The following is a 23,553-nucleotide window of genomic DNA, read 5'->3' as shown; positions in this document are numbered from 1 at the left end:
CTCCTGTCAGGCAGGTTGGGATGGGGCGGGCCTTGCGGCCCCGGACGCGATCATGTCGGGGTGGAGAATGGCCCGATACGCGCCGTCGGGCGACAAGGTGCCGCCGTCAAGACCGATCAGCAGCCTTTGGATCAGCAGCGGGGAATGTCCTTCTCTGGACAGCGATACCGAGTCGGGTTTCAGCGCCAGCATCATGCGGGTTCCGCCGTTGACTCCCCGGTAGGGGACGAAGCGCAGGCGACCCAGCCAGGGAAAGCCGCCGTCCCCCTCGGAGTCTCCGAGTTCGGTGACGAGCCTGTCCGCGGATTCGCCCTGCAGCCTTTCGCACCAGCCGTCCGGAAGCTTATCCCGCCACACGGAGGCTTCCAGGATCATGACCGGAATGCGGGAAATCGGATCATAGAGCCGGTTTCCCGTATCGAGCAAAGCGGGAACCTCCCACGATTCGCCGTCGATCCGGATTTCGGCGGTCCACAGCAGGGCGTCCGTATCGGCTTGTTTTTTTCTCCCTTCGGATGCTCCGATGAACAGCCAAAGCGACAAGGCGAACGTCACGGCGAACAAACCCAGCTGCATCCGCCAATCCAGCACCACGCCGCCTTGCGGCGTAAAGGTCATGCCGCTCCAAGGGGATCCCGCGGACCGCAGCAGCGTGCTCAGCCCGATCACGCCTCCGAGCGTGGCGAAATTGACCGCGTAGAAGACGCCGAAATTCCGAACGAAAATCAAGGGACTTCCGTACCCGTACGCCAACAGCAGCATGAGAACCGACACGAACAGCTTCGCGCCCAGCGAATACAGATAGGGCACGTCCGCCCAGAATAGGGCGGCCGCGTAGGCCGCTCCCAGTACGGCGGCTCCCGCGACACGCAGCCTGGCCGGACGAAGGCGCCTCGCTTTGGCGGTTGCCAGGAGGACGGTGCCGTCGACGGCCAAGTTCGTGAGAAAAACAAGGTCCACGTAGACGATCATCGAAAACCCACCCTATGTCCCTCGCTCGACCGATAAGGGCCGGGATGGAATGAACCCAGTATAATCGCTTTCCCGGCCGATGTCTGTCTAATCCTGCCGCCCGTTCCGGGGCTTATTTTGGCGAAAAAAACGGCAGTTTGCGGGGGACGGGAACGCAAAAAAGGGATGGCCTGAAGGCCATCCCTTGGTCGTGCCGATGATTACCGGCCGTCGCGCGGACGGTTCCGGAGGAAAGCGGGAATGTCGAGCTGGTCGCTCGAGAGGTTCTGGCTGCCGAACGGACGGAGGTTGCCGGCTTGGCGTACTTCCGAAGACGAGGAAGACTGCTGAGTCGCTTCCGTCGGCATCGGCGAGGACGGACGGCGGTTTGGCGCCTTTTGCTCGAAACCCGTGGCGATAACCGTCACCTTGATATCCTCGCGCATCGAGTCGTCGATGCTGGCGCCGAAGATCATGTTGACTTCCGGATCGCATGCCGCGATCACGATTTCGGCCGCTTCGTTGACTTCGTACAACGAAAGGTTGGAGCCGCCCGTGATGTTCATGATGACGCCGCGCGCTCCGTCGATCGACGTCTCCAGCAGCGGGCTCATGATCGCCTTGCGTGCCGCCTCCGTCGCGCGGTTCTCTCCGTTCGCGGTTCCGATGCCCATCAGGGCGGAGCCGCGTTCGGTCATGATCGTCTTCACGTCGGCGAAGTCCAAGTTGATCAATCCCGGCACGGCGATCAAATCGGAAATGCCTTGAACGGCCTGCATCAGTACGTTGTCGGCAATGCGGAACGCTTCGGTCATCGGCGTCTTCTTGTCGACGATTTCGAGCAGACGGTCGTTCGGGATCACGATCAGCGTGTCGACCTTTTCTTTCAGCGCTTCAATGCCGAGCTCGGCATGCTGCGAGCGTCTCCGGCCTTCGAACGTGAACGGGCGGGTCACGACGCCGACCGTCAGGGCTCCGCTTTCTTTGGCCAATTCGGCGATCACCGGCGCGGCGCCGGTGCCGGTGCCTCCGCCCATGCCGGCGGTAACGAACACCATGTCGGATCCGCGCAGCGTATTCAGAATGAATTCACGGGATTCTTCGGCCGCTTTCTTGCCGACTTCCGGGTTGGCGCCCGCACCGAGACCCCGGGTCAGCTTGTCCCCGATTTGCAGCTTCTGTTCGGATTTCGTCAGCTGCAGCGCTTGCGCATCCGTATTCACGGTGATGAAATCGACATTCTTGACGCCGCCCTCGATCATTCGGTTCACTGCGTTGCTGCCGCCGCCTCCGACACCGATAACCTTGATCTTCGCGAGCGGTTCCATTTCAAAATCGAACTCCAACATGTACCCTAACTCCTCCTCGCTTCGCTTGAACCTATCGTAAGCGGCGGCTTATATGAATTCTTTGAACAGGTTTTTGAACCATTCCTTGACGCCGGGTTTCGGCGCCGAGGAAGTCGAAACTCCCGCGGCCGCTTTCGCTTTGGCCGGACGTTTGGCGGCAGCCGCGCCGCGGCTCCGGAAATACTTCGTGACGTACTGGATCATGCCGACACCACTGCTGAAAGACGGGTCCCTCACGCCGATGTAGTCCGGCACCGCGATCCGCACGCTGGCTTCCAATTCGCTCTGGGCGAGAGGAAGCACGCTCGGCATCGACACCGAACCGCCGGTCAGCACGTAGCCGTTGATTTTCTCCAGGTAACCGAGACGTTTGACCTCTTGCCGCACCATGTGGAAAATTTCCTGCATGCGGGGCTCGATGATGTTGGCCAGATCGACCTGCGAAAAATCCTTCTCGACGTTCGTGCCGACGCGCAGCACCTTGAATTTCTGGTCCTCCGCGGCGTCTTCGATGCGGGCGCAGCCGTACTTCAGCTTGATTTTCTCCGCGTGTTCCGTCTGGGTTTTCAAGCCGTAGCAGATGTCGCTCGTGACGTAATCCCCGCCGATGGGCAGCGTGGAGACGGCAGCCAGGCTTCCGCCCTCGAATACCGCCAGCGTCGTGGAGCCCGCGCCGATGTCGACCAGCACGGTACCCATTTGCTTTTCGTCTTTGGACAAAGCCATCATGCCGGAAGCGAGCGACATCAGGATGATGCCGGAAATCCGGAGGCCGGCTTTCTCCACGCAGCGCATCAGGTTATGTACGGCTGCTTTCGTGCCGGTGATGATCGTGCATTCCACCTCGAGGCGGACGCCGATCATGCCGCGCGGGTCCTGGATGTCTCCAAGCCCGTCAACCAGAAACTGCTTAGGGACGAGATTGATGATTTCGCGTTCGGGCGGAAGCGCCACGACCCGGGCGGCTTGCATGACGCGCTCGATGTCCTCTTGGCCGATTTCCCGATCTTCGTTGGACACGGCGACGACGCCGTGATTCGTCTGCAAGGCGATGTGGTTGCCGGCGATGCCGACGTAAACTTCGTCGATGGTGATGCCAACCATGCGTTCCGCGTGGTCGACCGCGCTGCGGATGGATTGAACGGTTTGGTCAATATCGACAATGGCGCCTTTACGGATCCCTTCGGAATCCGCGGAACCGACGCCAATGATGTTAATGGCCCCGTTGCTGATTTCCCCGATAATCACCCGGACCTTGGAAGTCCCGATATCCAGGCTGACGATGAGGTCATTGCTGCTCAAACGGTGGCACCTCCCGTGGATCGATGAAAATGAGAGAGATGAAAGGATGCATCCATATGTAATTCCACATCCGCGAGGTTTTCCCTCTTTTTTCTACAATTTTTTTATCTTTTTTATCTCTTGTGTCGATCGGGCGGCAAGGGGCTTGTCCTCATTCCCCCGCGACCCATAAATGAAATTCTAGCATTCTTTTCGAGGATTGAGTAGTGCCGTTTTCCTTATGTTTATCGGCTTTCTCCGGATTCGGGAGGGACGTTTTGTGCCGAAAAGGGCAAATAAGTGTCCGCTTCCAGCATGAGGATGCGTCCGGGTTCCCTGTTTTCCACGATTTCGCTTAAATAGGGTATTTTCTCCGGCAGCTTGGAGACGGTCGTCTGCACTTCGAACCGCGACCGCGTAAAAAGTTTGATTCTGTCGGGATACGATGCCGACGGGTCCGGTTTGATCTCCGACAAATCCGTCAGCAAAGCGGCCGGCATGGCCGCAAGCACGCGGCACAGCTCCTTGCGCACCTCCGAATCCGGCTTCCACCCCGTCAGGATGGGCTTGTCCGGCAGCGCGCCGGCTTTCGCCGGCAAGGCCAGGCCGTTCTCCAGCACGACCCGGACGGTACCGTCCGGGCCGATCTCGGTGGCCACGTCCCCATATTCTTCGACATGAACTTCCACGGTTCCGGGAAATTTTTTCACGACCCGGACGTTCTTGACCGGAGGCAGCGTTTTGACGTTGCTCTCCAGCTTGCCGGCACCCGGCGAAAAGAAAGAGTCTCCCGGAGCGATCCCGAGCGCTTTCTTCACGTCGGCTTCCGACAAATGGTTCGTACCCGTCACCTCAATGTCCGCCACCTTAGAGAGGGAAGACCGGAAAAACAAAATGACGAGCAATACGGCAAAAAGCGCGATCAGGATGGCCAGCAGTTTGCCGACGCGCCGCCGCGGGACTTGGGGATCCCCTTTCAACGCGGGAATCCGCTCCTCATTCATGTTCCGTCCCTCCCTTGTCCCATCCGGCGGCAAAAAACGTCCCCGCGTCCGGTAAACCGCCCGCGCGGGGAATGTTGTCACCTTGCATGATAAGCTTCCAACGTTTTATTCGACTCCCGGCGAATGTCCCCTCCGAGCTGCCGAAACATCTCTTCAATCCGTTCGTACCCCCGGTCGATATGATGCACCTGCTCGACGGTCGTCCGCCCCTGCGCCGCGAGCCCCGCAATGACGAGAGCCGCGCCGGCGCGCAGATCGGTCGCCTCCACGGACGTCCCGTACAGCTGGGGGACTCCCCGGATGAAGGCGTTGTTCAAATCCACGCGGATGTCCGCGCCCATTCGGCACAGCTCCTCCACGTGTTTGAAACGTCCCTCGAACACCGTTTCCTTCATCAGGCTCACTCCGTCCGACAAGGCCAGCAGGGTCATCACCTGCGCCTGCAAGTCGGTCGGAAAGGCCGGATAAGGAGACGTCACGACGCGTTCCACCGCTTTCGTGCGGGCGGCCGCGCGTATGGCCATTATATCACTGCCGACCTCGATTTGAACACCGGCTCGCCGGAGCACGTGGATCAGGGAGGTCAGATGGGCGGGTTGGACGCCTTCGATCGTCACGTCCCCGCGCGTCGCGGCCGCGGCGACCATGACGGTGCCGGAAACGATCCGATCGGGAATGACCGCGAAGTCGCCTCCGTGGAGCTCCGTGACGCCGTCGACGGTAATGGTGTCGGTGCCGGCGCCCCGCACCTTAGCTCCCAGGTGGTTCAGGAAAGCTTGCAGGTCCTGGATTTCCGGTTCCCTCGCGGCGCCGACGATCGTCGTCCGCCCTTTCGCGAGCACGGCCGCCATCATGATGTTCTCCGTCGCCCCGACGCTGGGGAAATCGAGGATGACCTCGGTGCCCCTCAGCTCGCGTGCTCGGCATACGATAAGGCTCCCCTTCTCCTGGATTTCCGCGCCGAGCGCCGCTAAACCCCGCAGGTGGAGGTCGATCTTCCTTTCCCCGATGGCGCAGCCTCCGGGTTGGTACAGCTGTACTTCGCCGAATCGGGCGAGCAGCGGCCCCGTCAGGAAGACCGACGACCGCATTTGGCGCATCAGGCTTTCGGGAATATGGGAAGAGGACGCGAGAGAGGAATCGACGACGACCGAGCGGTCCGCGTAGCGGGCGCTGCAGCCCAGATCCCTTAAAATGTCGAGCATGACGTCGATGTCCAGCAAATGGGGAACGTTGCGTATCGTGACGGTGTCTTGCGCAAGCAGGCTCGCGGCCAGAATCGGCAGGGCCGCGTTTTTGGCTCCGTGGATACGAATGGTGCCCGAAAGCGGATTCCCGCCTTCAATCACCAGTTTGTCCAAAGGGTTTCACCTCCGGGTTACCGTTCACCCATCAGGAGAACCTCCGGCACGAGCTGGATTCCGAACTTTTCTTCGATTGTGCGCTGAGCTCTCTCCATGAGGGTGAGAACGTCCTCAGCCTTGGCATCGCCGAGATTGACGATGAAGTTCGCGTGGATCGTGGAGATTTGGGCCCCGCCTTCCCTCGAGCCCTTCAGGCCCGCGGCTTCGATCAGCCTTGCGGCATGGTCGCCCGGCGGGTTGCGGAACACGCTGCCCGCGCAAGGCTCCTGAAGAGGCTGCGTACGGCGCCTTCTGTCTTTGTAAGAAGCCATGGCGGCGGCGATTTCCTTGCGGTCTCCCTGCTCCAGCCGGAAAGCGGCGCCTGTGACGATACCCCGCTTCTCATGCAGCACGGAATGCCGATAGGAGAATTTCATCCCGTCTCCGTCCAGCGTCTCTTCGCTGCCGTCTTCCCAAACGATGTCGGCCGACTTGAATATGCGTGATACGTCCGAGCCGTGCGCCCCTGCGTTCATATAGACGGCTCCGCCGACCGTGCCGGGAATCCCTCCCGCGAATTCCAGCCCGGTTAGCCCCTCTTTGCCGGCCAAAACCGACAGCTTGATGAAGGAATACGAGGCGCCGGCCGTCACGGTGTTCCCTTCGAACCGGATGTCGTCGAAGCCTTCGCCCAGCTTGACGACGGCCCCGCGAACGCCCTTGTCGGATACCAGCGTATTCGATCCGCGGCCCAGCACTTGCCAGGGAACGCCGTGACGGTGAAGCAGCGCAAGCGCGGCGGCAAGCTCTTCGCGGTTCTCGGGGATGATGAGGACGTCCGCGGGACCTCCGATTTTCCATGTCGTATAAGGTGCCAGCGGTTCTTGGACGCGCACGCGGCCCGCCGAAGCCTGCTGTAATTCCGCGATCAACTGCTGCATTCGGATGTTCCTCCTTTCGCGAACTCACAGGCCGTTGTCGTTCCGGGCTGCGGCTCGCTTTGCGAATCAACGTCCCCGAGGACCGGTCGCCGCCTTGCCGGCGGTCCGGTAAACGGCTGCGGCGGTCACGATCACCCTGTATCTTATGTCGCGCCGGGAAGCAAGGTGACAGACGCCCATGGCGGAGCGGCGTCCGAGCCCGGGACGCGTCGATTCGGATTATGATGATGGATGAAAAGATAGCGTTATTTCCGACGGACGATCCGCTCCAGCTGCCCGACGATGGTGCGTGCCGCGTCCGGCATGCCGAGCTTCCTCGCGGCTGCCGCCATCGCCTCCCGCCTGGCGCGGTCTTTCATGATGGCGTGGACGTGCCCGAACAAGGCTTCCCCCGTCAAATCCTTTTCCAGGATCATGACGGCCGCCCCCGCTTCCGCGAGGCTGCGCGCGTTCGGTTCCTGGTGGTTGTTCGTGACGTTGGGCGAAGGCACGAGGATCGAAGGCATGCCGACCGACGTGAACTCCGCGATCAAAGAAGCGCCCGCGCGGCTCACGACCAGGGAAGCGGCGGCCAGCACTTCGGGCATGTTGTGTACGTACGGCAGCACATGCACCCGATCGGCGGCTTCGGACCCCAATCGGCCGATTCGCGACAGCGTCTCTTCGTGGAACCTTTCGCCGGTCACGAACACGAAATGGACGCCCGGCAATTTCGGAATCGACGGAACCATCCCGATGGCCGCTTCGTTCAACGCCCGGGCGCCTCCGCTCCCCCCGACCGTCAGGACGAACGGCGTATCCGGAGCAAGGCCGAGCGAGGCGAAGCCTTTGCGGGCGTCCGCGCCGATCACGGCCGTCGCGCACGGATTGCCGGCGTAAACCGAGTCGGACACCTTCCGGAAAAACGGAAGCGAGTCCTGAAAGCTGACGGCCGCGGCGTCGACGTATCGGCTTAAAAATTTGTTGGTCAAGCCCGGCACCACGTTCTGCTCGTGAATCAGCGTCGGGATGCCCAATCTGGCGGCCGCGTAAACGACCGGCCCGCAGACGTAGCCGCCGGTTCCCACGACTGCGTCCGGCTTAAATTGCTGGAGCATGGCCCTGGCGCTGCGGACGCCCTTCCAAAAACGCACGACGGTCCGGACGTTCTCCCAGGAGAGCGAACGCCGGAACCCGGTAATGTCCAATTCGCGGAAAGCGATGCCGTGCTGCGGTACGATTTTGCTTTCCATCCCCCGCCGGCCCCCGATGTACAAGAGCTCGGTTCCGGGATGTACGGCCTTCAGTTCCTTGCCGACGGCGAGCGCGGGATAAATGTGTCCTCCGGTCCCTCCGCCGGTCAGTACGACGCGCATGTACGGTCACCTCGAGTAACGGGATAAGTTCAACAGGATGCCTAGCGCCGTGAGCAGCAGCGTGAGCGAAGAGCCTCCGTAGCTGACCAGGGGCAGCGTGATCCCCGTGACGGGCATCATGCCGATGACGACGCCGATATTGATGAGCACCTGGACGGCGATGATGCCGACGATGCCGGAAGCGAGCAGGCTTCCGAACGGATCGGTCAGGGTGATCGCCGTGCGCATGCCCCTCCAGATCAGGATCAGGAAAAGCAAGAGCAGCAGCGTCCCTCCGATGAAGCCGAGTTCTTCCGCCAGGATGGAGAAAATGAAATCGGTTTGCGGTTCCGGCAAATAGTTGTACTTCTGCCGGCTCATGCCGAGGCCGAGGCCGACCAGGCCGCCCGGCCCGACCGCGTACAGCGACTGGATCGATTGGTAGCCGGCCCCCAGCGGGTCCTGCCACGGATCCAGGAACGCGGTGATCCTCTGCAGCCGGTAAGGGGCGGCCGCGATGAGCGCGCCCAGACCCGCCAGGCCGAGCAGCCCCAGCCCGCCGAGATGCGCGACCCTCGCGCCCGCGACGTAAATGACGAGCAAGGAAGCTCCGAACATGACGACGCCCGTTCCCAAGTCGGGCTGCAGCATGATCAGGCCGAACGCCAAGCCCAGGATGGCGAGCGGCGGAAGCAGGCCGGAGCGGAACGACGTCAGTTTGTTTTGGCGTTCCGACAGCAGGCGGGCCAGGAAAAGGATCATCGCCAGCTTCATGAATTCCGACGGCTGAATCCCGAAGGAACCGATGCCCAGCCAGCTTCTCGCGCCGCCGCGCACGACGCCTACGCCCGGCACGAGCACGATGAGCAGCAAGCCGAAGCAGACGAGCAGCGCGGGAAGGGCCCATTTGCGCCAGGCGTGGTAGTCTACGTTCATCGTGACGAACATGGCGCCGACGCCGAGCAGCGCGAACACGAACTGCCGTTTCACGTAATAATAGGCATCGCCGTAATCGTGGAAAGCGGCTACGGCGCTGGCGCTGTAGACCATGACCACGCCGATGGCCAGAATGCCGAGCGTGGCGGCGATCATCCAGAGATCGGGAACGGAGCGGGACTTGGCCATGAAACCGGACACCTCGCGTACCAGTGGAAGTGGGGACAAGCCCCCTTCTACAACGTATGCGCCGATTGCTTAAACATGCGGCCGCGGACTTCGTAAGACGGGAACATGTCCCAGCTTGCGCAAGCCGGCGAAAGCAAGACCGTGTCTCCCGGCTGCGCCATGCCGGCAGCCTCTTCGACGGCCCTCCGCAGCGTGGCTTCGGCGTCCCCCACAGGTTCGACGATTTTCACGGCCGTTAAACCGGCCGCCTCCGCGACTTTGGCAAGCTTCTCCCTCGTCTCCCCGAGCGCGACGAGCCCTTTGAGCCTCGTCCGGAAAATCGGGATCAATTCCATGTAGTCGGAACCGCGGTCCAGCCCTCCCGCGATCAGGACGAGCGGCGAAGGCAAAGACAGCACCGACATGGTCGTGGCCATAGGATTCGTCGCCTTCGAATCGTTATAGTAGTTCGCGCCGCCGAATTTGCCCACGTATTCCAAGCGATGTTCGACGCCGCGGAAGGTCCGAAGAGGTTCCTCAAGCGCCGCGGGATCGGCGCCGGCCGCCAGCGCGACGGCGATGGAAGCCAGCGCGTTCGCCGTATTGTGCCGGCCCGGAAGGCCGAGGTCGCCGACGCGGAGAATCCGGGTTTCCGTGCCGTCCCAAGCGCGGTGCACGATCCATCTTTCCTGGTCCGCTTCGTCGTCTTTGGGCTTGACCGCCTCGTACGCAGGCACGACGCAGACGCCTACAGGCAGGTTTTCCACGAGCGAAAACGGCAGCTTGCGGGCGGCGAAGCGTTCCGACAGCTTCCGGCAAACGGCGTCGTCGGCATTGTAAACCGCGATGTCGTCCGCCGTTTGGTTTTCGAACAATTTCGCCTTCGACCCGACATAATCCTCCATCGTCCCGTGATAATCGAGATGGGTTTCGGCGATGTTGAGCAGGCAGGCGATCCGCGGCCGGAAATCGCGCGTTCCTTTCAGCTGGAAGCTGCTCAGCTCCGCGACCAGCCAGCCGTCCGGAGATACCTCTTCCGCCGCTTCCGAAAGCGGGCGGCCGATATTCCCCGCGACGAGCGGCGTGAGGCCGGCGGCTTCCAGGAGCACGCCCGTAAGCGTCGTCGTCGTCGTTTTCCCGTTGGAGCCCGTAATGCCGATGATCGGCGCGCGGGAAAGCTGACCCGCGACCTCCACCTCCGTGACGACCTCGACGCCTAGCCGCATGGCGTCGGCCACCGGCGGCGCGGAATACGGAATGCCCGGATTTTTGACGAGAAGCGACGTTTCCCCGGACACCAGCCCTTCCGGATGACCCCCGCAAACAACAGAAATGCCCAAAGCCGTCAGTTCGTCGGCTTCGGGACATTCATTCCTTTCCTTGCGGTCGTTCACCACCACGTCGGCTCCGGCGCGATGGAATAGCTTGGCGGCGGCGACGCCGCTTCTGGCCAACCCGAGGACGACGACCTTGCGTCCCCGGTACTCGTCTAGCTGCATCATATGGCGATAGCCCCTTTACATCTTGTACAAGAACAGACCGGCCGCGGCGAGCACGAGACCCGCCAGCCAGAACGTCGTGACGACGCGCCACTCCGACCATCCCGACAGCTCGAAGTGGTGGTGAATCGGGCTCATTTTGAATACCCGTTTGCCTCTCGTCTTAAACGAGGCGACTTGGATGATGACGGAGAGCATCTCGAGCACGAACACGCCGCCGATCACGATCAGCAGGAATTCCGTTTTCGTCAGGATGGCCACCGCCGCCAGCCCGCCGCCGATGCCCAGGGAGCCCGTGTCTCCCATGAACACCTTCGCCGGGTGCGCGTTATAGACCAGGAAGCCGAGCACGGCGCCGACGAGCGCGGCCGAAAACACCGCGGCTTGCGGCTCCGCCGCTTCCACCGCGATGACCGCATAGGCACCGAACGCAAGGGCGCTCGTCCCGGACAGCAGCCCGTCCAGCCCGTCCGTGAAGTTGACCGCGTTGCTGGCGGCGAAGAACATGACGATCACGAGGACGTAGTAGCCCCAGCCCAAATCCCAAGTCCCTTCGACGCCCGGAAAGCCGATCGTGGTCGGGTGGTCATGGTAGTATAGGATGCCGCAAAAAACGATGGAAAACAGCAATTGCCCGAACAGCTTCTGCTTGGCGGTAAGGCCGAGCGAGCGTTTGAACGCGATTTTGATGTAATCGTCGAGAAAACCGACGAGCCCGAACCCGAGGCAAGCCACCAAAATGGCCCAAAACTCGAATCCGCGGTCGGAGAACTTCAAGTAGGCGACCGTCAAGGCCAGCAGAATGATCACGCCGCCCATCGTCGGAGTTCCGGTCTTCTTCAGGTGGGACTGCGGGCCGTCGTCCCGCACTTGCTGGCCGAACTTCAGCCTGCGGAGCAGCGGGATGAGCAGGGGCCCGAACAGGACCGCCAGCACGAACGATACGCCGAGCGTGAGCAAAACCGATCCGTAATCCATGGCTTAAACGACGTCCCCTTTCTGCAGCGCCGCGACGACCTCTTCGAGCTTCATGCCGCGCGAAGCTTTCACGAGCACCAGGTCATCGGGTCCCGTTTCCCGTACAAGCGTCTCGATCAACGCCTGTTTGTCGGCGAAATGCCGTACCGCGCCCGGAGGAAACGCCGGTTTCGCCGCGTCCGCAAGATGAGCGGACAGAGGTCCGTACGCGTACAGGGAATCCGCGGCTTCCGGCGTGACCGCTTTGCCGATCTCCGCGTGATAGGAAACCTCGTCCGGCCCGAGCTCCAGCATGTCGCCGAGCACGAGCCGTTTGTTCGCGTACCCGCTCAGGCCGCCGATAAGCGCGATCGCCGCCCTCATGGACGTGGGGCTGGCGTTGTAGGCGTCGTTCAGGATGACCGCGCCGTTCGCCGCGTGGGATCTTTCCACGCGCATCTTGGTCAGCCGCACGCTGCCCAGGCCTTCGGCAATCTCCTCGTCCGACAGTCCGAACGACCGCCCGACCGCGACCGCAACCAGGGCGTTCAGCGCGTTGTGCCTGCCGGGCACCGGGATTTCGAAATCTTTCGACTCTCCGCCGGAGAGAACGGTGAAGCCAGTCCGCTCCGCGGTTACGCGGATATTCTCCAGCACAAGGCCGCAGGATTCGCCTTCGCCGAACGTGATCACCCGGCTGTCAGCCGGAAGCGCGATATTCGGCAGTTCCTCGGCCAGCAGCGGCTCGTCTCCGTTCAGGATGAGAAGGCCTCCGGGCCTCAGCCCTTCGGCGATCTCGAGCTTCGCTTTGGCGATGTTGCGGCGCGAACCGAGCTGCAGCAGATGGGATTCGCCTATGTTGGTAATGATGGCCGCGTCCGGCCGGGCGAGCCGGGAGAGCAGCGAGATTTCCCCGAATCCGCTCATGCCCATTTCGAGGACGAACGCCTCCGTGTCCGGTTCGGCGCGAAGGATCGTCAAGGGCAGCCCGATTTCGTTATTGTAATTCCCATCCGTCTTGTGGACGCGGAACCGCGTCGAAAGCACGGAACAGATCAGGTCTTTCGTCGTCGTCTTGCCGTTGCTTCCGGTGACCGCCACCACTTTGGCGCCGATCGACTCCAGATAGCGTTGGGACAGCAGCTGCAGAGCGGCGAGCGTGTCGTCGACGAGCAACAGCGGCAAACCGGCATCATCCGGAACGGGACGGCTCCGGTTCCACAGGGACGCGGCAGCTCCGGCCTCCTTGGCCGTCGTTAAGTAGTCGTGCCCGTCGAACCGTTCACCGGCGAGGGGCACGAAGAGTTGACCCGGCGTTATGCTCCGGGTATCGGTGGAGACGCCGGCAAGCATCGTGCCGCCGGCCGCCTCGTCGTATGTTGCGCCGCACCATTCCGCGGCTTTCCGAAGGGTTGCTTGCATCACGATAATAGGCTCCTTAAGGCGTCTCTCGCCACCAGGCGGTCGTCGAAATCATAGGTGACGCCGCCGATCATTTGATAGGTTTCATGGCCTTTCCCCGCAATCAATACTACATCTCCCGGGCTTGCCATTTCAACCGCTTTTTCGATCGCTTCGCGGCGATCGGGCACCATGGCGTAGCGGTCCGTGCCGACTTGAGCTTCCGCAAGTCCGGCCTCGATCTCTCTCAAAATGGCCGCAGGATCCTCCGAACGGGGATTGTCGCTGGTGAGGATCAACGTATCCGCGAGAGAGGCGGCGACTTTTCCCATCAACGGCCTCTTCGTCCGGTCGCGGTCCCCGCCGCAGCCGAACACGCAGATGACGCGGCCGGAAGCGAGCTCCCGCACCGTCTTCAGCACGTTTTCAAGGCCGTCCGGCGTATGCGCGTAATCCACGACGACGGCGAAGGACTGTCCTTCGTCCACCGCCTCCACGCGGCCGGGCACGCCGGGTACCGATTCGAGGCTGGAAATCGCGTCGTTCATCGGAATGCCCTCGCAATACGCCGCGCCTAAGGCGGCGAGGGCGTTGTAGACGTTGAATTTGCCCACGAGGCGAAGCCGCACCGTCCGTTCTCCGTGCAGCGTCGTCAATTTGAAAGAGGTACCCCGGGCGTCGATCGCCACGTCGGTCGCGCGCAGGTCAGCCGCGCGCTCGATGCCGTACGTCAGCACTTGGGCGGCGGTCAACTTGGCGAATCGGGCCGAGGCGGGGTCATCGGCGTTGAGCACCGCGTACGTCCGGTCTTCCGGACGGGCGGCATACTCGTTGCCCAGCCGCGAGAAGAAAAGCCCCTTCGCCGCCTCGTAAGCTTCCATCGTGCCGTGGTAATCGAGGTGGTCCTGCGTGAGGTTCGTGAAAACCGCGGTCCGAAACCGGGTGCCCTTGACCCTTCCCTGCTCGAGCGAGTGGGAGGAAACCTCCATCACGCAGCGGTCCGTTCCCGCCGCCACCATCGCGCGCAGCAGGCGTTGAAGCTCCAGGACGCCGGGCGTCGTCCGCGACATCGGGAAGCTCTGCCCGCCGTAGCGGGCTTCGATGGTGCCGATGACGCCGGTGTCGACCCCGACGTCCGCGAGAACCCTTTCGATCAGGTAAGTCGTCGTCGTTTTGCCGTTCGTTCCCGTCACCCCGATCGGCCGCAATTTGCGGGACGGCCGTCCGTAGAAATAATCGGCCAGCACCGCGAGCGCAAGCCGGGGATCCGGCACGACGAGCTGCGGCAGCGCGATCGGAAGCTCGCGGGAAACGACGAGGGCGGCCGCCCCCTTCTCCGCGGCTTCGAACGCGAACTTGTGGCCGTCCGCGGCGTGCCCGGGCAGGCAGAAAAACAGCACGCCGGGTTTCACTTGCCGGGAATCCGTCTCCAGGTCGCGTATCGCGGCGTTCCCGTCGCCGACGATCCGGGAAATAAGCAGCTGTTTTGACAAATCAAGGAGATACATGAAGCGCGGCCTCCTTTGACCTGAGTACCCCCATTATCGACCAAGCAAACATCGCGTTCAAGGGACTCCGGGCGTTTGGAAATATCAGTTATCCGCGCCGAGGTAAATCCGAATGACCGAACCCCTCTCCATCCGCGTGCCCGCGGCGGGCGCCTGGCGGATGACCGTGCTTCCGGAGCCGGAAGCGGCCAGCTGGAAGTTCATGTTCAGGTCCTCGTAAATATCCGATACGGTCTTGCCGACGAGATTCGGTACGGTCACGATCGGCGCATCTCCGTATTTATATTCTTTCTCCACTTGTTTGGTCCGCGGTTTCACGCCCAGGTAAGGCAGAGCGTCCGCCATGATGCCGCGCACGATCGGAGCGGCCACGAGTCCGCCGAACTGGATGCCCTGCGGATCGTCTACCGCCACGTACACGATCAGCTGCGGATCGTCCGCCGGCGCGAAGCCGATGAACGACACGATATGCTCGTCGGGGGAGTAGCGGCCGCCGATGACCTTCTGGGCGGTCCCCGTTTTGCCGCCGACCCGGTAGCCGTCCAGGAACGCGTTGCGCCCGGTTCCTTGCGCGACCACCTTCTCCAGCGCTTCCCGAACCGTCTTGGACGTTTCCGGGGAGATGACCTGCCGAACCAGCTCCGGCTGCGTCTCTTCCAGCACCATGCCGGTTTCCGGCTGAATCCAAGCCTTCGCGACATGAGGCTTGAACAGCTTGCCGCCGTTGATCGCCGCGGACACGGCCGCGATCTGCTGGATCGGCGTAACGGATACGCCTTGGCCGAACGCCGTCGTCGCCAGCTCGACCGGGCCGACGCGGGACGGCTTGAACAGGATGCCGTTCTCTTCTCCGTTCAGGTCGATACCCGTTTTCTTCCCGAAACCGAAAGCGTTGATGTACGAGAACAGCGTGTCTTTGCCCAGCCGCTGCCCCAGCGCCACGAACCCCGGGTTGCAGGAGTTTTCGACGACTTCGAGGAACGTCTGGCTTCCGTGGCCGCCCTTCTTCCAGCAGCGCAGCCTCGCGCCGCCCACTTCCACGGAGCCCGGATCGTAAAAATGCTCTTTTTCGAGGTTCACTTTCCCTTCCTGCAATGCCGCGGCCAGCGTAATGATTTTGAACGTCGATCCGGGCTCGTATGTCATCCAGATCGGAAGGTTCCGATTATAGACCTCCGAGGACACTTCCTTGTACTTATCCGGCTCGTAGTCGGGACGGCTTCCCATGGCCAGGATTTCCCCGTTTTTCGGGTTCATCGCGATGGCGATGACGCTCTTCGCCTGGAACTTCAACATGGCCTGGTCCAGTTCGCGTTCCACGATCGATTGAACGGACTGGTCGATCGTCAGCTGCAGGGTCAGCCCGTCCTTCGGAGCCTTGTACTGGTCGGTGGAATTCGGCATTTGCCTGCCCGCCGCGTCGGTCAGGAACGAGACGTTGCCGGGAATTCCTTTCAGGCGATCGTCGTACCTGAGCTCCAGCCCGGTCAGCCCCTGATTGTAGCCGCCCGTAAAGCCGAGGATGTGCGAGGCCAGGTTTTTAAAAGGATAATATCGCTTGTTGTCCTCGCCGATCACGATGCCGGGAATCCCGAGGTTGCGCACTGCCTGCGCTTTTTCGAGCGTGATCTTTCGGCCGGCCGGCTTCAGGTCGACGTACATTTCCTTCTTCGTCAATTGGGCAAGCAGTTTGCTCTCGCTCGCGCCGAGCACGGGAGCCAGCTCCCTCGCGGCCGCCTTCGCGTCCTTGATCTGCGCGGGAATCGCCCAAACGGTCGGCGAGCTGATGTTATAAGCCAGGCGGACGCCGTTGCGGTCGGTGATTTCGCCGCGTTTGGCCTGGAACGGGATTTCCCGCCGCCAGTTGTCCTCCGCCATCCGGGAGAGCTCGGCCCCTTTCCATAACTGGACGTACCCTAACCGCACGATCAAGGAAGCGAAGGCGAACACGACGAAAATCATCGCCCAAAACAGCCGTTTGCGAACCGTTACCTGGGATATTTTCACGCAAAAAAACCCCCTTACCCCGCTAGAGACGCCAAGCGCGCATTCGCACGCTTGTTCATCCCTATTCAGGGGCAAGGGGGATTTAGAACAAGCCTTCACTCTTTCGTAGAAGGAGACGGTTCTTCCTCCGCCGTCGATTGGACCGCTTCCGGCGGCGCCAGCGTCAGTTTGACCGTCGTTTTTCCGTTTACCTGCGTGACCTCTTGCGATAAGACGTAACCTTCGCCTTGCACGGTGCAGCTCGCCTTGAGGAGCGAGCACATTTCCATCGCGTCGCGCAGCGACAGGCCCTTAAGATCCGGCACCTCGCCGGCGTTGGCGTCGGTCAGCAGGTAAACCTGCTGGGACGTCGGCAGCATGCTGCCGGATTTCGGAAGCTGCTGGATGACCTTCGTCCCTTTGCCGAGGACCTTGGCGTCGAACGAACGCCTGCCGAGCTCGGTTTTGGCTTGAGACGGGGTCATGCCGGTTACGTCCGGCACGCTGGCCGTCACGTCGGCTGCCTTGGCGGCGGCTACCGCCGCGCTTTGCGCGTCTTTGTCGGCCGTATCGGGCAGATTCGGAGCGATGCCGAGATGGCGAAGCGATTTTTCCATGATTTTCTTGAAAATCGGCGCCGCCACGGAGCCGCCTCCGGCCGTTTCCGACTGAGGCTCGTCCACGATAACGTAAAGCACGATTTTCGGATCTTCGACCGGCGCGTACCCGATGAAGGAGACGACATATTTGTCCGCCGAATAACTTCCGTCGATAACCTTCTGAGCCGTACCCGTCTTCCCGGCGATGCGGTATCCCGGGATATAGGCGTTTTTGCCCGTGCCGATTTTCTGGTCGCTGACGACGGTTTCGAGATAGTCTCCGACTTTACGAGACGTTTCCGCCGAGATGACTTGGCGGATCACTTTGGGCTCGAACACCTGCTTGGTTCCGGAAGCGTCGGAAATCGACTTGATCAGGCGGGGCTGCATCAGCTTGCCGCCGTTGGCGACGGCCGCCACGGCCGCGACCTGCTGGATCGGCGTCACCTGCACGAGGCCTTGGCCGAACGCGGCGGTAGCGACCTCGGTAGGGATGTTGTTGTGGAACGAAATGCTTCCCGGGGATTCTCCCGGCAGTCCGATATTCGTTCTTTGCCCGAAACCGAAAGCGTCGATGTAGCTGCGAAGCTTCACGGCGCCCAGTTTCTCATAGCCGAGGTGGACGAATGCGACGTTACTGGAATGCTTGAGTCCGTCCAGGTAAGAGATTTCTCCCCAGCCCGTGTAGTTATAGTCGTGGATGACCTTGCCGGGAACTTTGATGCCGCCGGACTTATACATTTCGTTCGGATTGAACAAGCCTTCCTGCACGGCCGCCGCCAGCGTGACGATTTTGAACGTGGACCCGGGCTCGTAAACCGACATGATCGCGTTATCCTTGAAGTTTGCCTGATCTTTCGTCGTCCAGTACTGGTTCGGATCGAACGAAGGAAGGCTGGCCATGCCGAGAATGTCCATCGTCTTCGGATCCGCGGCGACGGCCGTAATGCTGACCGGATGGTACTTGTCGTAAGCTTCCTTAAGCGCTTCTTCGATGTAAAACTGAATGTCGCGGTCGAGCGTCAGCGTGACGTCTTTGCCGTCGACGGCCGGCTTCGACTTCACCTGGCCGTTCGGCAGCTGCGCCCCCGTATTGTCTTTCTCGTATTGGATGAAACCCGGCGAGCCTTTGAGGACGTCGTCCATTTTTTTCTCGAGCCCGAGAACCGCTTGACCGTCCTTGTTGGTATAACCGAGAATATGGGCGGCGAGGGAACCGTTCGGATAATAGCGTTTCTGCTCCTCCACGAAGTAAAGGCCGACGTCTTTCTTTTTGGTCAACGTTTTCAATTCTTCGCGGAACTTATCCAGCCGGTCTTTGACCTCGGCGTCCACCTTCCAGCCGTCCGGCCGGATTTCTTTCTGGTCCAGGTATGTACCGTCTTGCTTCTTCGCCCCGATCATGGCGCGAAGCTGGCTCTCCGGCGTGCCGAGGACAATATGAAGCTTGGATACGATCCGGTCGGCGACCCGCCAATCGGGATTTTCCTTATCCAAATCCGCGATTTTCTTCGGCCCTACCGCGATGGTATATGCGGCCGCGTCGGCCGCCAATACCTTGCCGTCCCGGTCCAGCAGTTTCCCGCGCTCTTGGGGAATCGTTTTGCTGGTCATCCAGGTTTCCCGCGCGTTCTCCGCCCACATGGCGGAGGCGGGTCCTACCTGCACCCAGTAGATCCGAAAGATCAAGCCGACAAAAAGGAGGGTGAAAAACCCTCCCATGAGCAACGTGCGCAGTTTGATCCTTTTGGTCATTCTTCTTACCTCTTATTTCTTCGCCGTATTCATCGCGACGGCGTCGTCTCCGACCTTGATGCTGCGGCTCGGATCGATTTGAACCATACCCATTTCGATTGCCTTCTTGGTCAGGTAGTCGGGATCGCTCAACTTCTCCACTTCCCGCTGCAGCTCTTTCGTTTGGCTCGTCGTTTGCTGGTAGGTCCGGTTCATGTCCTGGATTTGGCGGTTGATTTGATAGATTTCCGCGTAGCGGTAAATGATGATGCCGGCCACGACCGCGCATACGGCGACCGTGAACATGTACAGCAGCTTCTCTCCGATCGGAATCTGGCGACGCCGGACGACGGTCTCGCGCTGCCTCGCCGGCTGCGGAGTCTCTTGCGGCTTTCTTTCCGGACGTAGCGCCAGGTTGCCGTAGTATGCCATAAATCGATTTTCCCCCTTCGTTCTTTCGATCGTTTATCTCAGGATTCGACAGCGTGAAGTCAAATTTTTTCCGCGACCCGGAGTTTCGCCGACCGGGCGCGGGGATTGTCGGCCAATTCGCGTTCGGAGGGCAGGATCGGCTTTCTCGGCGTGAGCTTCAACCGTCCGCCTCCGCCGCCGCACACGCACACCGGGAAATCCGGCGGGCATGAGCAGGAGGCAACCTCTGCCGTGAACATCGTTTTGCAAATTCGGTCTTCCAGGGAATGGAACGTAATGACGGCCGCCCGTCCGCCGGGCTTGAGCACGTCGATCGCTTCCGCGAGCGCGTCGCGGAAAGCGCCCAATTCGTCGTTCACGGCGATGCGGAGCGCTTGGAAAGTCCTCTTCGCCGGATGCGGTCCCGTTCTCCGCGCGGGCGCGGGAATGGCCGCCTTGATCAATTCGACGAGCTCCCCGGTTTTCTCAATCGGGGCTTTCGCCCTCGCCGAAGCGATATGGCGCGCGATGGATCGGGCGAACTTCTCTTCGCCGTAATCCCGCAAAATGTCGGCGATTTCTTTCTCGTCCCATTCGTTGACGATCGTCTTGGCCGTGAGCGACTGCTCCCGGTCCATTCTCATGTCCAGCTCCGCGTCGTGGTTGTAGCTGAATCCGCGGTCCGCCTCGTCGAGCTGGGGGCTCGAAACGCCGAGATCGAACAGCACGCCGTCCACGCGGGGCATTCCATCCTCTTCGGGAACCCCGGCTGTCCGAAGCGCCTCGATGAGATCGCGGAAATTGCTTTTCACCAGCGTGACGGTTTCGCCGAAAGGCGCCAGCCGGACTCGCGCGTTCTCGAGCGCGGCGTCGTCCTGGTCGAGGGCGATCAGCCTGCCGCCTGGGCCGAGCTTAGCCGCGATGGCCGAGCTATGCCCCGCTCCGCCGAGCGTGCAGTCCACGTAAATGCCGTCGGGACGTACGTTCAAGCCCTCGACCGCTTCCTCTAACAGAACCGTGATGTGGTGAAACATAAGCAAGTCCCTTTCGTCGTGCATCATTTTCTTTGTTAGAAGTTGAAATCGAAATCCACCAGCTTCTCGGCGATTTCGTTAAACGAGTCTTGGGATTGGCGGGAATATTCTTCCCAAGCGGCCTTATCCCAAATTTCCACGCGGGAGGAAACGCCGATGACGGTGCAGTCCTTCTCCAGCCGGGCGTACTCGCGCAGATGGTTCGGCACGTTTACCCTTCCCTGCTTATCCCACTCGCATTCGGACGCGCCGGAGAACAATAGCCGGGTGAACGCCCTGGCGTTCGCCGCCATCGAGGGCAGCGACTTCATCTTTTGCTCGAGCTGGTTCCATTCGGCGCGCGGATACACGAACAAGCAATTGTCCAAGCCGCGGGTGATGATGAAATCGGAGCCGAGGGCTTCCCGGAACTTGGCCGGGATGATGATCCGGCCTTTGTCGTCGATGCTGTGCTGGTACTCGCCCAGAAACATTCGCCCTCACCCCCCCCCATTCTTCACCACTTTCCACCACAAAGAACCACTTAGCTTGAATAATTCGCGCCATAAAATAAAAATCCTGCTTCGGCAGCAGGATTCTTTTAAAAATTATTTTAGGCCATTCATGCCGACTCACTCGGGTTTCAGACCGTCTTCCGGAGGTTTCTCGGCGAGTGCCGCCGCATTCCACTCTTGGCGCTTGCACGCCGCCGCTTCTTTGCGGTTATTGCGCTGGCGCCGGACCAGGATAAAAGCGGGCACGCCGACGATCGCGACGACCGCAGCGACCGGAAGAAGCGCCGCCAGGAACACGAGCAGCGCCTGGCCGAACTGTCCGAGCGCTTTGGCGCTTCCCGTCAACGCGTTCGCGAGCCGATGGCCGAAGCCGTCTTGGCCGTCTTTCTCCAGGGCACGGACAGCCGTACCTTCGTACAATCTCACGTTCACCGTCGAATAGGCGACGTTTTGGTCCAAATACCGCATACGACCTTTGATTTGCTCAATTTCCTCTTGCACGGATGCCAGCTCATTGGAGAAGCGGACGAGATCATCGCTCTTCGTCGCTTTGTCCATGAACGCGAGCAACCGCGCTTCTGCCGTTTTCTTCGCTTGCAGGCGGGCGTCCAAGTCGACGTATTCCTCGGTGACGTCGCTCCCCTCCATCTGCAGCTGCAGGTCCTTCTCGATCTCCCGCAGACGGTCGATAAATGAGGAGAATCCGTCCGCCGGCACCTTGATGACGTAAGTCGCCCCTTTGCCGCCGGCGTCCATGCTGTTGCTGAATTGGAGCACGTAGGACCCGCTCAGATGGATGATATCGCGCAATTTTTTCTCGGCCGCATCGTAATCCGGCACCGGCATGGCCACGTTCGCTTTGTAGATCACCTTGCGGGTCGTTCCGGCGTCCGCGATCTGCCCGATGCCCGCGGCGCTTCCGGTTTGCACGACAGGCGCCCCGGCTTCGGCCGCGGTGGAAGCCCCGGATGTCGTTGAAACCGTGCCGTTGTGCAAGGCCTTCGCGGAATCCATGTCGGAAGCCGGCGCCGCGGCAATCGAGTCCGCAGCGGCCGGCGCTTCGGCGACCGAGTCTTGGCTCGAGCCGCTGCCGCACGCCGTGAGGAGCAAGAGGAGCGCAAGTGTACCTGCGAATGCGATGCGGCCGGCCGAAAGTCTCTTTTTCCTTTTCTCACTGTTCGTGGACATGGCAATCGTTTCCCCCTTTTTGCTTTCTCCCCATCAGACGAGAAACAAGAAGGAAAAGTTGCCTATATTTGTTATTAAAAAAACTCCGTCCCGCCGAACGGCGGAAACGGAGTTTCGCTATGATACCGATGCTCAGTGAGCGGCCCAGCTGTCCAGATATGCCTTCTGCTCCTCGGACAACGCGTCGATCGTGATGCCGAGCGCCTCCAGCTTCGTGCGCGCCACTTGCTCGTCGAGCGCGTACGGCACGTTCACCACGCTGTTGCCGATTTGCTCGTAGTTCTCGTTCACGTACCGCAGCGACAAGGCCTGCAGCGCGAACGTCATGTCCATGATTTCCGCCGGGTGGCCGTCGCCGGCCGCCAGGTTGACGAGACGGCCTTCGGCCAGGACGTAAATCTTGCGGCCGTCCTTCAGCGTGTATTCCTCGATGTTCCGGCGAACGACCCGCTTCGAAACGGACATCGCGGCAAGCTCGACGAGGTTGACCTCCACGTCGAAATGGCCGGCGTTCGAGAGAATCGCGCCGTCTTTCATGTTCGCGATGTGCTCGCCGCGGATGACGTCTTTGTTGCCCGTCACGGTGACGAAAAAGTCGCCGGCCTTCGCCGCTTCCGCCATCGACAGCACGGTGAAGCCGTCCATGTAGGCTTCAACGGCGCGGATCGCGTCCACTTCGGTGACCACGACGCGAGCGCCGAGTCCTTTGGCCCGCATCGCCACGCCTTTGCCGCACCAGCCATACCCGTTGACGACGACCGTCTTGCCCGCGACGACGAGGTTCGTCGTCCGGTTGATGCCGTCCCATACGGACTGTCCGGTGCCGTAACGGTTGTCGAACAGGTATTTGCAGAATGCGTCGTTGACCGCGACCATCGGGAACTTGAGCGAGCCGTCTTTCTCCATCGCCTTCAGGCGCAGGATGCCGGTCGTCGTCTCTTCCGCCCCGCCGCGCACGTTCGCCAGCAGGTCCTGGCGCTCGGCATGCAGGATCGTCACGAGATCGCCGCCGTCGTCGATGATCAGGTCCGGCTTCGTTTCCAGCGTTTTGACCATCAAGTCCTTGTATTCCTGCGGATCCGGGTTATACTTCGCGAACACGGCGATGCCGTCTTCCACGAGCGCCGCGCAAACGTCGTCCTGGGTGGAGAGCGGATTGCTGCCGGTGATGACGACTTCCGCGCCGCCGGCTTGAACGACTTTCGCCAGGTAAGCCGTTTTGGCTTCCAGGTGCAACGAAATCGCTACGCGCAACCCTTTAAAAGGCTGATCCCGCTCGAATTGCTCCCGGATTTTGTTCAGCACCGGCATATGCGCCTGCACCCAATCGATTTTCAATTTGCCTTCGGGCGCCAGCGACGGATCGCGGACGATGCTCTCAATGTTCGTTTTCATGAACTAGCCTCCGTGTCGATCTATTCATCATTATTCCATG

General features: G+C 61.2%; 19 protein-coding genes. All 19 read right to left on the bottom strand.

Annotation, left to right across the window (positions count from 1 at the left end; all coding sequences use genetic code 11):
- Nucleotides 1–6: 6 nt before the first annotated feature.
- Nucleotides 7–972 (bottom strand): sigma-E processing peptidase SpoIIGA, encoded by a 966-nt coding sequence (locus tag EAV92_RS04015; RefSeq protein WP_123039872.1) that lies wholly within the window; start codon nucleotides 970–972, stop codon nucleotides 7–9.
- 200 nt (nucleotides 973–1,172) lie between these two features.
- The gene (gene ftsZ / locus EAV92_RS04010) at nucleotides 1,173–2,300 is read right to left on the bottom strand and encodes a cell division protein FtsZ (RefSeq protein WP_123039871.1); all 1,128 of its coding nucleotides are present in this window, start codon (nucleotides 2,298–2,300) and stop codon (nucleotides 1,173–1,175) included.
- Nucleotides 2,301–2,348: 48 nt separating this feature from the next.
- Nucleotides 2,349–3,602, bottom strand: a complete 1,254-nt coding sequence (gene ftsA, locus EAV92_RS04005; protein WP_123039870.1) for a cell division protein FtsA — start codon at nucleotides 3,600–3,602, stop codon at nucleotides 2,349–2,351.
- Nucleotides 3,603–3,826: 224 nt separating this feature from the next.
- Nucleotides 3,827–4,585, bottom strand: a complete 759-nt coding sequence (locus EAV92_RS04000; RefSeq protein WP_123039869.1) for a cell division protein FtsQ/DivIB — start codon at nucleotides 4,583–4,585, stop codon at nucleotides 3,827–3,829.
- A gap of 77 nt (nucleotides 4,586–4,662) precedes the next feature.
- Nucleotides 4,663–5,946: a UDP-N-acetylglucosamine 1-carboxyvinyltransferase gene (gene murA, locus EAV92_RS03995; RefSeq protein WP_123039868.1), complete on the bottom strand. Its 1,284-nt coding sequence runs from the start codon at nucleotides 5,944–5,946 to the stop codon at nucleotides 4,663–4,665.
- 17 nt (nucleotides 5,947–5,963) lie between these two features.
- Entirely contained in the window at nucleotides 5,964–6,869 is a 906-nt protein-coding gene (murB, locus tag EAV92_RS03990) for a UDP-N-acetylmuramate dehydrogenase (RefSeq protein WP_123039867.1), read from the bottom strand.
- 245 nt (nucleotides 6,870–7,114) lie between these two features.
- Complete coding sequence (murG, locus tag EAV92_RS03985; RefSeq protein WP_123039866.1) at nucleotides 7,115–8,224, bottom strand: undecaprenyldiphospho-muramoylpentapeptide beta-N-acetylglucosaminyltransferase; 1,110 nt, start codon at nucleotides 8,222–8,224, stop codon at nucleotides 7,115–7,117.
- Nucleotides 8,225–8,230: 6 nt separating this feature from the next.
- Nucleotides 8,231–9,328 carry a stage V sporulation protein E gene (gene spoVE, locus EAV92_RS03980; RefSeq protein WP_123043559.1) on the bottom strand — a complete coding sequence of 366 codons (1,098 nt, stop codon included), beginning with the start codon at nucleotides 9,326–9,328 and terminating at the stop codon, nucleotides 8,231–8,233.
- Nucleotides 9,329–9,375: 47 nt separating this feature from the next.
- Nucleotides 9,376–10,809, bottom strand: coding sequence for a UDP-N-acetylmuramoyl-L-alanine--D-glutamate ligase (gene murD / locus EAV92_RS03975; RefSeq protein WP_123039865.1), 1,434 nt, complete (start codon nucleotides 10,807–10,809; stop codon nucleotides 9,376–9,378).
- A 15-nt stretch (nucleotides 10,810–10,824) separates the two neighbouring features.
- Nucleotides 10,825–11,784: a phospho-N-acetylmuramoyl-pentapeptide-transferase gene (gene mraY / locus EAV92_RS03970; RefSeq protein WP_123039864.1), complete on the bottom strand. Its 960-nt coding sequence runs from the start codon at nucleotides 11,782–11,784 to the stop codon at nucleotides 10,825–10,827.
- Between the two features lie 3 nt (nucleotides 11,785–11,787).
- The gene (locus tag EAV92_RS03965) at nucleotides 11,788–13,185 is read right to left on the bottom strand and encodes a UDP-N-acetylmuramoyl-tripeptide--D-alanyl-D-alanine ligase (protein ID WP_338134418.1); all 1,398 of its coding nucleotides are present in this window, start codon (nucleotides 13,183–13,185) and stop codon (nucleotides 11,788–11,790) included.
- Entirely contained in the window at nucleotides 13,185–14,672 is a 1,488-nt protein-coding gene (locus tag EAV92_RS03960) for a UDP-N-acetylmuramoyl-L-alanyl-D-glutamate--2,6-diaminopimelate ligase (protein ID WP_123039862.1), read from the bottom strand. Before EAV92_RS03960 ends, EAV92_RS03965 begins: the two co-directional genes overlap by 1 nt.
- Before the next feature lie 84 nt (nucleotides 14,673–14,756).
- A complete protein-coding gene (locus tag EAV92_RS03955) occupies nucleotides 14,757–16,679 on the bottom strand; it encodes a stage V sporulation protein D (protein ID WP_123039861.1) in 1,923 nt (640 codons plus the stop codon).
- A 95-nt stretch (nucleotides 16,680–16,774) separates the two neighbouring features.
- Nucleotides 16,775–19,012: a penicillin-binding transpeptidase domain-containing protein gene (locus EAV92_RS03950; protein ID WP_123039860.1), complete on the bottom strand. Its 2,238-nt coding sequence runs from the start codon at nucleotides 19,010–19,012 to the stop codon at nucleotides 16,775–16,777.
- Between the two features lie 12 nt (nucleotides 19,013–19,024).
- Nucleotides 19,025–19,423: a cell division protein FtsL gene (gene ftsL2, locus EAV92_RS03945; protein ID WP_123039859.1), complete on the bottom strand. Its 399-nt coding sequence runs from the start codon at nucleotides 19,421–19,423 to the stop codon at nucleotides 19,025–19,027.
- Between the two features lie 59 nt (nucleotides 19,424–19,482).
- A complete protein-coding gene (gene rsmH, locus EAV92_RS03940; RefSeq protein ID WP_123043558.1) occupies nucleotides 19,483–20,436 on the bottom strand; it encodes a 16S rRNA (cytosine(1402)-N(4))-methyltransferase RsmH in 954 nt (317 codons plus the stop codon).
- Nucleotides 20,437–20,471: 35 nt separating this feature from the next.
- Entirely contained in the window at nucleotides 20,472–20,909 is a 438-nt protein-coding gene (gene mraZ / locus EAV92_RS03935) for a division/cell wall cluster transcriptional repressor MraZ (RefSeq protein ID WP_123039858.1), read from the bottom strand.
- Between the two features lie 138 nt (nucleotides 20,910–21,047).
- Nucleotides 21,048–22,118: a DUF4349 domain-containing protein gene (locus EAV92_RS03930; RefSeq protein ID WP_123039857.1), complete on the bottom strand. Its 1,071-nt coding sequence runs from the start codon at nucleotides 22,116–22,118 to the stop codon at nucleotides 21,048–21,050.
- 132 nt (nucleotides 22,119–22,250) lie between these two features.
- On the bottom strand, nucleotides 22,251–23,513 hold the full coding sequence (locus EAV92_RS03925) for an adenosylhomocysteinase (protein ID WP_123039856.1): 1,263 nt from the start codon (nucleotides 23,511–23,513) through the stop codon (nucleotides 22,251–22,253).
- Between the last annotated feature and the right edge of the window lie 40 nt (nucleotides 23,514–23,553).

This window comes from Cohnella candidum (assembly GCF_003713065.1).
In the GTDB taxonomy this organism is placed as follows: Bacteria; Bacillota; Bacilli; order Paenibacillales; family Paenibacillaceae; genus Cohnella; species Cohnella candidum.
Note: the sequence above shows the minus strand (reverse complement) of the source record. Positions and strands in the feature narration are given on the sequence as shown.